Source organism: Streptomyces sp. NPDC005899 (genome assembly GCF_040629645.1).
Lineage (GTDB): Bacteria > Actinomycetota > Actinomycetes > Streptomycetales > Streptomycetaceae > Streptomyces.
The window spans coordinates 1-10,576 of the sequence record NZ_JBEXWB010000230.1 but is presented as its reverse complement, the minus strand read 5'-3'; the positions used below and the strand labels follow the sequence as shown (position 1 = coordinate 10,576).

Sequence of the window (10,576 nt, the reverse complement as noted above, 5' to 3'; positions counted from 1 at the left end):
GGGACGGGCAGCTCGGCGGCGCCGTGCCGCGTCCCCGCCGCCCGCTGCGCGACGGCGGCCTCGCTCGCTGCCTGGTCGGCGAGCGCGTTGAGCGGATCACCGTTCACCTGGTGCGCCGGCACGTAGCGGAAGCTCACGTCCCGCCCGCCCAGCAGCTCGTCGATCGCGATCACCAGCTCCCGGTTGGCGACCGGCTTTCCCGCCGACGTCTTCCAGCCGTTGCGCTTCCAGTTCGGCAGCCACTTGGTCACCGCGTTCATCGCGTACTGCGAGTCCATGCGCACCTCGGCAGGCACGGCCGGGTCCGTGGCCGCCAGCAGCTCCCGCAGTGCGGTGAGCTCGGCGATGTTGTTGGTTGCGGTCCCCAGCGGGCCGGCCTCCCACCGCTGCGGGCGCCCCTGGGCGTCGGCCGTGACCCACGCCCAGGCCGCAGGCCCCGGATTCCCCTTCGACGCCCCGTCACACGCGGCGATGATGCGCTCGTCCATGCCCCTGATCATGCCAGCACCCCGGGTCAGGGCACGATCGAGTCGACGTACCCGCCGTCCACCCGCACCGCCGCGCCCGTGGTGGCCGAGGCCTGGGGCGAACTGAGATAGACGACGAGGTTGGCGATCTCCTCCGGTTCGATCAGCCGCTGCAGCAGGGACTGCGGCCGGTGCAGGCGCATGAACTCGCGCTGGGCCTCGTCCCACGGCAGCTCGCCGTCCACGAGTTCGTACACGAAGTCCTCCACGCCGCCGGTGTGCGTCGGGCCGGCGATCACCGAGTTCACGGTGACCCCGGTGCCGGCGGCCTCCTTGGCGAAGCCCCGTGAGACGGCCAGCAGCGCCGTCTTCGACATGCCGTAGTGGATCATCTCCGCGGGGATCACGAGCGCGGAGTCGCTCGCGATGTTCTGCACCCTCCCCCACCCGCGCTCCTTCATCCCCGGCAGGTAGCGGCGGATGAGCCGGACGGCGCTGAGGACGTTCGTGTCGAAGTAGGTGCGCCACTCGTCGTCGGTGATCTCCAGGGGCGGCCGGGAGCCGAAGATGCCGAGGTTGTTCACCAGGATGTCCGCCGCGGGCACGGCTTCCTGCAGTTCGGCAGCCCCCTGCTCCGTGGTGAGGTCGCAGGCCAGCGTACGGACGGCCGCGTCCGGCACGGTCGAGCGGAGACTCTCGGCCGCCGCGTCCAGCCGCTCCCTGCCCCGACCGGTCAGGACGACGTCCGCGCCCGCCCCCGCCAGCCCGGTGGCGACGGCGAGTCCGATGCCCTGCGAGGACCCGGTGACGACAGCTGTCCTGCCGGTGAGATCGATGTGCACTCCACGGTCCTTCCGCCTCGTGTCCGCCTGGGAGCGGACACCCCCATGCTGGCAGGCCGGGCACCGCTTCCGCGGGAGGTGGCGGTCAGCGACACGGCGGCGGCAGCGGGGACGCACGCGGGCCCCGGCCCGGCGCACCGGCCGGCCGGGGCCCACCGCGGGTGTCAGAGAACGCCGGAGGCGGAGACGGCGATGGCCGCCTTGGTCCTGCCGGTCGAGGAGCCGTACGACTCGATCTTGCGGACGAGTTCCATGCTGGACTCGTCGGCGACCTCTCCGAACACGACGTGCTTGCCGTCCAGCCACGGGGTGACGACGGTCGTGATGAAGAACTGCGAACCGTTGCTGTTCGGGCCCGCGTTGGCCATCGAGAGCAGGCCGGGCTTGTCGTGCTTCAGGGTGAAGTTCTCGTCGGCGAACTTCTCGCCGTAGATGCTCTTGCCGCCGGTGCCGTTGCCCCGGGTGAAGTCGCCGCCCTGCAGCATGAACTCCGGGATGACCCGGTGGAACGGCGATCCGGCGTAGCCGTAGCCGTGCTCGCCGGTGGCCAGGGCGCGGAAGTTCTCTGCGGTCTTGGGGGTCACGTCGTCGAAGAGGTTGAACACGATCCGCCCGGCGGGCTCGTCGTCGATGGTGATGTCGAAATACGCCTTGATGGTCATGAGGCCATCCTGACATCACCGGCGGGCCGCTCGCGCACAACCCCCCGTCCGGCGGCCGCGCGCCGCCGCCCGGCCCGTCGCACGGGTGCGGCGTACCACGGGGGTGAGGCCGTGGTACGCCGCGTCGTTCAGGCGAGGACCGCACTCACGCCGGGCCACCGCTCAGGCCGGTCCCGCCGGGCGGGCGCACGAGCCGCTCGGCCGGCGGTCACCGGCGCGGGATCAGTGCCGGCCGCCGTGGTGCCGGCCCCAGGACTCGGAGTCGACCCGGTGCCCACGGCTGTCGCGCAGCGTCGCGGTGTCCCGGGCGTCCCACACGTAGTGGCGGCGGTCCTGGTACACGTCGTGCCGGGTGTCGCGGCCCGCACCGGTGTGGACGCGGACCGAGGACCGGCCCGCCAGACGCAGGTCGAAGGTGTACGTACGGCGGCTCTCGTCGCTGAGCGTCCAGCCGCGGAGGTTGACCGCGTGCCGGCCGGTGTTGGTGACGGTGACCCACTCCGCGTTGAGACTGCGGTTGGAACCGTTGTCGCGGCCGGGGCCGTCGTGCTGGATCTCACCCAGGACGACCGCCGGGCGCTGGGCCGGACGGTCGTGATGCCGGTGGTCCCCCCGGCCGTCGGCCGTCGCCGGCAGTGCGGCTGCGGCGAGCAGCGCACCGGAGGCGAGAACGGTGGCGGTGATCCGTCGTGCGGTACGGGACATGTGAACCCCTCGTCAAACGGGCCCGGAACGGTGTGCCGGGCGTTGTTCGGCCCCGGCGACGTGCCGGGAACGCAAACTTTGTCCCGCTTTCCCGGTGGCTGGAAGACACCCTGGTCCGTGTGACGAAGTACGGACATTCCCGTCACACACGACTGCATGCGGCACCGAACCCGACGGTCGTATACCTGTCAACCGTTGAGCGTTGCACCGACCCGTTCGGCTGACCGATTCGCTGGTCACGGCGCTCCGCGCGCGCCCTGTCCCCACTCCCCCGGCACCGCCGCCCGGCGGGCGCCGAGCGTGTAACAGGGGCGACAGCGCTTTCCTGGACGGCAGTTCCAATACCGCCTGGAAAGCAGTTCGCGCGTTCGAGCCGCGACCATCCATCGCGAAGGCGCGATCCGGGCACGCTGCCCGCCCCCGGCGACGAAGGCGTTCATGGGCGCCATCGGGTCCAGCGCCATCGTCCGGGCCAGGAGGACGCCCGCGGCCAGCGGCAGCAGGGCCGCGGCCAGCGCCGTGCCCGCGGTGGTCAGGTGCCGGATGCGGGGATGCCGCTGCGCGTCGGGGAGCATGGCCCCATTCGACCAGCGCCGCGGTGCCCCTGGATCGGGCGGCGTACTCAGCCGCACCGCCCCCGGGTACTCATTCCGGCCGCACGCGGCCCGATGGGCCGGCGGCCGCCGTCACTCCCGTGCACCGCGGGGGTACGGGCCGGCCGGGTGCCCCGGCGCAGGCCCTCGGCCCCGTCCGGCGGCCCGCGGCCGGCCGCGCCGGAAGGCACCGCGAGTGCCGCGCCCGGGGCCGGACCGTCACACCTGGCCCCCCGGCGCGCCGGACGGGCCCCAGTGGGAGAACCGGGGCAGCCACTTCACCCGGTAGTCGGGGTGCCCGGCGTGTTCGGCGGCCATCTGCCGGACGACGAAGCCCAGTCCGACGGCCCGGCCGGAAGCGAAGTCCTGCACGGGCCGGTCCGTGTCCAGGGACGCGATCTCCTCGTACTCGTCCAGCAGCACCCGGTTCGTCTCGACGCGGCGCAGCGTGCGCGCCGGGTCCTGGTAGGCGATGTGCCGGTCGTAGCCGCGCGAGCGCACGACGAACGCGATGCCGCTCGTGCGGTCGTGCACCTCGCCGGGGGCCTCGGCGGGGCACCGCCATCCGTCGCCGCCCGCTTCCTGCGCGACGCCCTCCTCCTCGGCCAGCCGCGCCCGCACGAAAGCCAACAGGTCCGTGTTGTCTGACATCTCGTTCCGCATCCTTCGCCGTGACGGCCCGTGGCGGACACGCACGCCGCCACGGGTCCGTCCTACTCAACCAGCAGAGGATGCCTCACGGGCACACCGACCGGGGACGCGCACCCGCCACCGTCCGTATGACGGACACGGAGCACCTTCCGGAGGGGTCGTGGGCCCGCCGGTCCGTCAGGGTTCCACGACGATCTTGCGGCCCAGTCCCGCCCTGAAGCGGTCGACGGCCTGCGGGTACCGCTCGAGCGGCAGCCGGTCGCTGATGAAGACGGACGGGTCGAGCACCCCGGTCGCGAAGAGGGCCGCGGCGCGCTCGTAGCTGTGCAGGACGGCCATCGACCCGGTGATCGTGATCTCCTGGTTGTAGATGCGGTACGGCTCGATGACGGCCGTCGTCGCGTAGTCGGCCACGCCGAACTGGAGGAAGGTGCCTCCCTTGGCGACGCGGCCGAGGCCGTCCTGGATGGCGTCCGCGTTGCCGGTCGCGTCGATGACGACGTCCCAGCCGCCGGGCCGCTCCAGCTCGTCCGCCCCGGCCGCGGCCCGGGAGCAGCCGAGGAGCGCGGCCGTGGCCAGGCGGTCGGGGTTGACGTCGAGGACGTCCACGCCCGCGGCACCGGTGCGCTTGGCGAGCTCCAGCATCATCAGGCCCATCGTGCCGGAGCCGTAGATCAGCACCTCGGCCCCCAGTGTGCCTCTCAGCACGTCGTAGCCCCGGACCGCGCAGGACAGCGGCTCGATCAGCGCCGCGTCCCTGACGTCGATGTGCTCGGGCAGCCTGACGCAGTTGGCGACGGGCGCCACGGCGTACTCGGCGGCCCCGCCGGGGACGGTGACGCCGATCGCGGCCCACCGCTCGCAGAGGTTGCCGCGTCCGCTGCGGCAGTAGCGGCACTCGTGGCAGTGCAGGGAGGGGTCTACGGCGACCCTGTCACCGACGGCGAGTTCCGTGACGTCACGTCCGACGCCCACGATCTCGCCCGCGAACTCGTGCCCGGGGACGAGGGGCAGGCTCGGCGCGAACTCCCCTTGCAGGATGTGCAGATCGGTCCCGCACAGACCGCACGAGGCGACGGAGACGACGACCTCCCGCGGACCGGGGGTGGGGTCGGGAACGGTGGTGACGGAGACCTTGCCGGGGGCTTCGACGATCGCTGCCCGCATTATTTCACTGCTCCGAGGGAAAGGCCCTGGACGAGCTTGTCCTGGGCGGCGTAGCCGGCTGCGAGCACCGGCAGGGACACGACGACGGAGGCGGCACACAACTGGGCGAGGAACAGCCCCTGGCTGGTGACGAATCCGGTGAGGAAGACGGGTGCCGTCTGCGCGACGACCCCGGTGAGCACCCGCGCGAACAGCAGTTCGTTCCAGCTGAAGATGAAACAGATCAGCGCGGTGGCCGCGATCCCGGGGGCGGCCATCGGCGCGACGACACGGGCCAGGACCACCGGCAGCCGGGCGCCGTCGACCTGGGCCGCCTCGATGACGGACACGGGGACGTCCGCGAGGAAGGACTGCAGCATCCACACCGCGATCGGCAGGTTCATCGAGGTGTAGAGCAGGACGAGGAGCCAGATGTTGTCCAGCATCCCGGTGTTCCTGGCGAAGAGGTACACGGGCAGGAGGCCGGCGACCACGGGCAGCATCTTCGTGGACAGGAAGAAGAACATGACGTCCGTCCACCTGCGTACGCGCCGGATGGACAGCGCGTACGCCGCGGGGAGCGCCAGCAGCAGCACCAGGAGCATGGAGAAGAACGAGGCTCCCAGGGAGTTGAGCAGGGGTGGCCACGGGGTCACACCGGTGTCGGCGCCGAAGAAGGCCCGGTAGCCGTCCAGGGTCAGCGGCGCGAACAGGGAGGGCGGGTTCGTCGCGGCGTCCGACTCGGCGTGCAGCGAGGTGAGGAGCATCCACAGGGCCGGCAGGCAGAAGAGGAGTCCGGCCGCCCAGGCCAGCAGGCCCAGCGCTGTCGAGCGGCGCCTGGCCCCGCGCACCTCGCGCGGCATCGGCGGGGAGTCCACGGGAGGGGTGGTGGTCATGCGCGGTTCGCCTCCTCGTCGAAGAGGGACGAGACGACCCGGAGCGCGAAGGTGGCGACGATGATCGTGCCGATCACCACGACGACCCCCGCGGCGGACGCCAGTCCGTATTCGTGGGCTCGGTAGAAGGTCTGGTAGATGGTGTAGGGCAGGTTGGCCGTGCCGAGTCCGCCGGCGGTGATGGTGAAGACCGCGTCGAAGTTCTGCACGATGTGGACGGCGCCGAGCAGGACACCCAGTTCGAGGTACCGGCGCAGATGCGGCAGCGTGAGGTAGCGGAAGGTCTGCCAGGCCCCGGCGCCGTCGAGGCGGGCGGCCTCCACCACCTCCGCGGGCCGGCTCTGGAGGCCGGCGAGCAGGATCAGCATCATGAAGGGTGTCCACTGCCAGACCAGCGCGGCGACCACCGCGAGCAGCGGCATGTCCGCGATCCAGTCCGGCCGGCTCGGCGACGTGTCGCCGAAGAGATCGCCGACCCAGCCCAGCACACCGTTGAACAGGCCGTACTCCGGGTTGTACAGCGCGTGCTTCCACAGCAGGGCGGCGGAGACGGGCACGACGAGGAACGGTGTGATGAGCAGGGTGCGGACCAGCCCCCGGCCGAAGAACGTCCGGTCCAGGAGCAGTGCGAGGCACAGTCCCAGGACGACCGTGACGAGGACGACGCCCGCGGTCAGCAGCACGGTGGTGAACACCGATTCACGCAGCGCGGGGTCGGTGAAGACGGAGGCGTAGTTGTCGAGGCCGCTGAAGCGGCGTCGGTCGGGTCTGAGGGAGTTCCAGTCGAACAGCGAGATGACGAGCGTCGCCACGAACGGCAGTTGCGTCACGGCGATCAGGAAGACGAGCGCGGGGAGCAGGGGCGCCCTGGTCGCCCAGGCCCGGGGGCCTGTCCCGGGCCGGGCCGTCGTGGCCGGTCGCGGCGGGGACTGGGGCGGCGGTGACTGGGGCGGGGTGGCGGCTGTCGTGGTCATCGGTACTCCTCGGCTACCTGTTCGGCCAGCTTCTGGGAGGCGGCCAGCGCCTCGTCCACGGACTGCCGGCCGGCGATGGCGGCGCTGATCTCCTGGGCGACCCTGGTACCGAGGTCGGTGAACTCGGGGATGCCGACGAACTGGATGCCGGCCGTGGGCCGGGGCTGGGTGCCCGGGTCCAGGGGGTCGGCGGCGGCGATGGCCCGCTCCGTGACGTCCGCGAAGGCGCCCGCGGCCCGGCGGTACGCGGGGTTGTCATAGGTGGAGGCGCGCTTGCCCGCGGGTACGTCGGCCCAGCCGCTGGTCTCGCCGACGAGTTCCTCGTACTCCTTGCCGGACGCCCAGGAGACGAACTTCCAGGCGTCGTCGGCCTTCCTGGACGCCTTCTGCACGCCCCAGGCCCAGGTGTAGAGCCACCCCGAGCTCCTGGTCCGGTCGACGGGGGCGGGTACGTACCCGATCTTCCCCCTGACCGGGGAGCCGGCCGCCTCCAGTGATCCGGCGCCCGCGGTGGCGTCGTACCACATGGCGGTCCTGCCCTGCGTCATGTTGTTGAGGCACTCGGCGTACCCGGCCTGGGAGGCTCCGCGCTCCCCGTGTTCGCGCACGAGGCCGACGTAGAAGCGGGTCGCCTCCTTGAACTCGGGGGAGGTGAGCCGCGGCTCCCAGTCCTTCGTGAACCAGGTGCCGCCCATGGTGTTGACGACCGTGGTCAGCGGGGCGATGAGCTCACCCCAGCCGGGCAGGCCGCGCAGGCAGATGCCCTTCGTGCCTCCGGTGTCGGCCTTGGCCGCGAGGTCGGCCACCTGCCGCCAGGTGGGGTTCGCCGGCATCGTCAGCCCTGCGGCCTCGAAGACGTCCTTGCGGTACATGAGGAAGGACGACTCGCCGTAGAAGGGCTCGGCGTAGATCTCGCCGTCGACGGTGAGCGACTGCCGCAGGGGTTCCAGGATGTCGTCCTGGTCGAAGGCCGGGTCCCGGGCGGCGTAGGCGCCGAGCGCGTGCAGCCAGTCGTTCTCCGCGAAGAACGGCACCTCGAAGTTGCTGATGGTGCCGACGTCGTACTGACCGGCCTGGTTGGAGAAGTCCTGACTTATCTTGTCGCGGACGTCGTTCTCGGGGAGGACGGTGAAGTTGACCTTGATACCGGTCTCCTCGGTGAAGTGCCGGGCCGTCAGCTTCTGCAACTGCAGCATCTGCGGGTTGTTCACCATGAGCACGTTCAGCGCGTCACCCCCTCCGAAGGAGGTGCCGCCGGCTCCGGCGCATCCGGTGGCGAGGAGCGCCATCGCCGCCGCGCCCGCGACGGCACGCGCGCGCAGTCCACGGCGTCCCAGCTGGTGGGGCATGAGTTCTCCTGATCGGTCGTAGCGGCCCGGGTGCCTGGCACAGCCCGGACGGCGCCCGTGTCCGGGCACGGTGGGCCCGTCCCGTGACCTCCGGAAAAGGGCGCGGGCGGGGTTCTGCGGTGGTGGTCGCGGGCTGGTCAGACGCGGATGACGTGGGGGCCGAGGAGGGAGTAGCGCTGGGCTTCGGCGGAGGGCAGCCCGGTGTCGGTGACGACGGTCTCGAAGTCGCCGACGCCGGCGAAGCGGCAGAAGCTCACCGCGCCGAACTTGCTGTGGACACCGGTGAAGACCCGGCGCCGGGCACTGCGCATGGCCTGCGCCTTGACCTCGCACACCGCCGGATCGGGTGTGGTCAGCCCGTACTGCCGGGAGATGCCGTTCGCGCCGATGTAGGCCAGGTCGATGACGAAGTCGGCGAGCATCCTCGTGGCCCAGTGGTCGACCGTCGCCATGGTGCTGCCGCGCAGGCGGCCCCCGAGCAGCAGGACGGCGGTCTTCTCCGCGTCGGCGAGGACCGTCGCGACGGCCAGGGAGGCGGTGACCACGGTCAGCGGCCGGTCCCGGGGCAGGGCTTCGGCGATGAGCTGGGGGGTGAAGCCCTCGTCGATGAAGACCGTCTCGGCGTCACCGAGCAGGTCGGCGGCGGCTACCGCGATCCGCGACTTCTGCGGCACGTGGTGGGTGGTCCGCATGGCGAGCGTCGTCTCGAAGCCGGCGCTCTCCACCGGGTAGGCACCGCCGTGCGTACGCCGGACCAGGCCGTGTTCCTCCAGGGTGTGCAGATCGCGCCTGATGGTCTCCTTCGCGACCCGGAAGTGCTCGGCCAGCCGGTTCACGTCGACCGCGCCGTCCCGTCGGGCCGTCTCGAGTATTCCCCGTCGGCGTTCCTCGGTGCCCACGCCACCATCCCTGCGCTAGGTGCGGATCTTCTGCGCGGGCCCACCGTCCGTTCGGGCCCACGCACTGTTTGTACAAGCATGAACGGCCGTTCGACCAGCGCCTTCACGTCATCCACTGCGCCCGTTCGTGCCCGTTTCCACAGGGCACCACATGCCACCGGCCCCGTACTCCAGGGCTCGTCGCCCGGAGGGGGGTGCCCGATTCGGCCGCGGTGGCGCCCGGATGGCGCCCGTCTGCGGTCATGGCGTGGCACGGGAGGAGTGGCCTTTAGCACAACTGCCCTGACCGGTGGACGGAAACAACGTGACAATGTCTCATTCCGCCCTGGAAAAACCGTTTTCGGCCAACGATTCAGGATCCATGGGCTCCCGGACAACCTGGGGCGCCCTCCTCCTCTCTCAGGGGCAAAGCGACCCCACCGCCCCACCGGGCACGCGGAAATCGAGGAACGATGGCCAACAGAACCCCCCTCCCCCGGCTGTGGCGTCCGGCGGTCGCCGCCGCCGCGGCGCTCACCGTCACCGCGGGCGTCGTCGCCGCCACCCCGCGGGGCAGCACCGCGCCGGCCGCTCCCCGGCTCAGCCTGATCGCGGCTTCCACGGCGGTGACGCTCGACTCGTGGAAGGAGGACCCGGGTGTCTATCTGGACCTGGGGACGTACCTGACGGCGGACGGGGCCCCGCTCGAGTTCAGGGTGACGCGGAAGTCGTACACGGCCCCGGTCGTCGCCGCTCAGGTCATCCGCGAGGGTGGCAGGACCCGGACGAAGGCCCTGCCCGCGGGTCTGGTGAAGGACTTCGCGGGTCTGCCGGGCTTCGTCAGCGTCACGCTGACGGACAAGGCGGGCAGGAAGGTACTCAGCCGCACGGAGTCGTTCTGCCCGAACAACGCGTCCGGCAGGATCCGGCCCGACGCCCCCGCCAGGTCCGCGTATCCGGAGAGCTGCCCCGTCAACCCGTTCACGCTCGGGTCGGTGTGGGGCGTCGAGAAGGGCTGGGCGTCCAACACGTACGCGGGCTACTACTCGGCGCCGGTGACCCTCCCCGCCGGGAAGTACACCGCCAAGGTGTCGGTGACCAAGCGCTACCGCGACCTGTTCAAGATCGCGGACAAGCCCCGGACGATCAACGTGACCGTCCGCGAGCGGAGTTGGGAGGAGGAGTCGACCGCAGGCCGTTCGCCCGCCGCCCGTTCGGCCTCCGGACAGGCCGACCACACCGCCGGGCACGCGGCTCACGCCGCCGCCGGGCACGCGCCTGCGGCGTCCCCGCACCCGGGCCACGCCGGACACACCATGACGCGCACCCCCGCACCGGCCTCCGCCACCAGCGGCGCCGGCCCGTCGTACAACGTGGGCCACGGCCCCCTCGTCCCCGCGCCCGCCGCCGTGC

Annotated in this window: 11 protein-coding genes and 1 pseudogene; 1 reads left to right on the top strand and 11 read right to left on the bottom strand. The window is 71.7% G+C overall.

Annotated features, from left to right (window positions below):
• The 11 genes from ABZ371_RS22660 to ABZ371_RS22610 form a co-directional block, all read right to left on the bottom strand.
• Positions 1-488, bottom strand: a 488-nt coding sequence (locus tag ABZ371_RS22660; protein WP_358682633.1) for a ribonuclease H, incomplete at its 3' end; no start/stop codon positions are given.
• A 26-nt stretch (positions 489-514) separates the two neighbouring features.
• On the bottom strand, positions 515-1,309 hold the full coding sequence (locus ABZ371_RS22655; RefSeq protein WP_358682631.1) for an SDR family oxidoreductase: 795 nt from the start codon (positions 1,307-1,309) through the stop codon (positions 515-517).
• 164 nt (positions 1,310-1,473) lie between these two features.
• Positions 1,474-1,971: a peptidylprolyl isomerase gene (locus ABZ371_RS22650; RefSeq protein ID WP_358682629.1), complete on the bottom strand. Its 498-nt coding sequence runs from the start codon at positions 1,969-1,971 to the stop codon at positions 1,474-1,476.
• Between the two features lie 222 nt (positions 1,972-2,193).
• Positions 2,194-2,676 (bottom strand): lamin tail domain-containing protein, encoded by a 483-nt coding sequence (locus ABZ371_RS22645; protein WP_358682627.1) that lies wholly within the window; start codon positions 2,674-2,676, stop codon positions 2,194-2,196.
• A gap of 236 nt (positions 2,677-2,912) precedes the next feature.
• Complete coding sequence (locus ABZ371_RS22640) at positions 2,913-3,251, bottom strand: hypothetical protein (protein ID WP_358682625.1); 339 nt, start codon at positions 3,249-3,251, stop codon at positions 2,913-2,915.
• A gap of 237 nt (positions 3,252-3,488) precedes the next feature.
• Positions 3,489-3,920 (bottom strand): DUF6221 family protein, encoded by a 432-nt coding sequence (locus ABZ371_RS22635; protein ID WP_358682623.1) that lies wholly within the window; start codon positions 3,918-3,920, stop codon positions 3,489-3,491.
• Between the two features lie 177 nt (positions 3,921-4,097).
• Positions 4,098-5,087 carry a zinc-dependent alcohol dehydrogenase family protein gene (locus ABZ371_RS22630; RefSeq protein WP_358682621.1) on the bottom strand — a complete coding sequence of 330 codons (990 nt, stop codon included), beginning with the start codon at positions 5,085-5,087 and terminating at the stop codon, positions 4,098-4,100.
• Entirely contained in the window at positions 5,087-5,962 is an 876-nt protein-coding gene (locus tag ABZ371_RS22625; protein ID WP_358682619.1) for a carbohydrate ABC transporter permease, read from the bottom strand. The genes ABZ371_RS22630 and ABZ371_RS22625 overlap by 1 nt, the downstream gene beginning before the upstream one ends.
• On the bottom strand, positions 5,959-6,936 hold the full coding sequence (locus tag ABZ371_RS22620) for a sugar ABC transporter permease (protein WP_358682617.1): 978 nt from the start codon (positions 6,934-6,936) through the stop codon (positions 5,959-5,961). The genes ABZ371_RS22625 and ABZ371_RS22620 overlap by 4 nt, the downstream gene beginning before the upstream one ends.
• Entirely contained in the window at positions 6,933-8,285 is a 1,353-nt protein-coding gene (locus tag ABZ371_RS22615; RefSeq protein ID WP_358682615.1) for a sugar ABC transporter substrate-binding protein, read from the bottom strand. The genes ABZ371_RS22620 and ABZ371_RS22615 overlap by 4 nt, the downstream gene beginning before the upstream one ends.
• 137 nt (positions 8,286-8,422) lie before the next feature.
• Positions 8,423-9,184, bottom strand: coding sequence for a DeoR/GlpR family DNA-binding transcription regulator (locus ABZ371_RS22610; RefSeq protein ID WP_358682613.1), 762 nt, complete (start codon positions 9,182-9,184; stop codon positions 8,423-8,425).
• Between the two features lie 452 nt (positions 9,185-9,636).
• Here ABZ371_RS22610 and ABZ371_RS22605 point away from each other — a divergent pair.
• Positions 9,637-10,576 (top strand): annotated as a pseudogene (locus tag ABZ371_RS22605) (protein-lysine 6-oxidase); the annotation flags it as partial.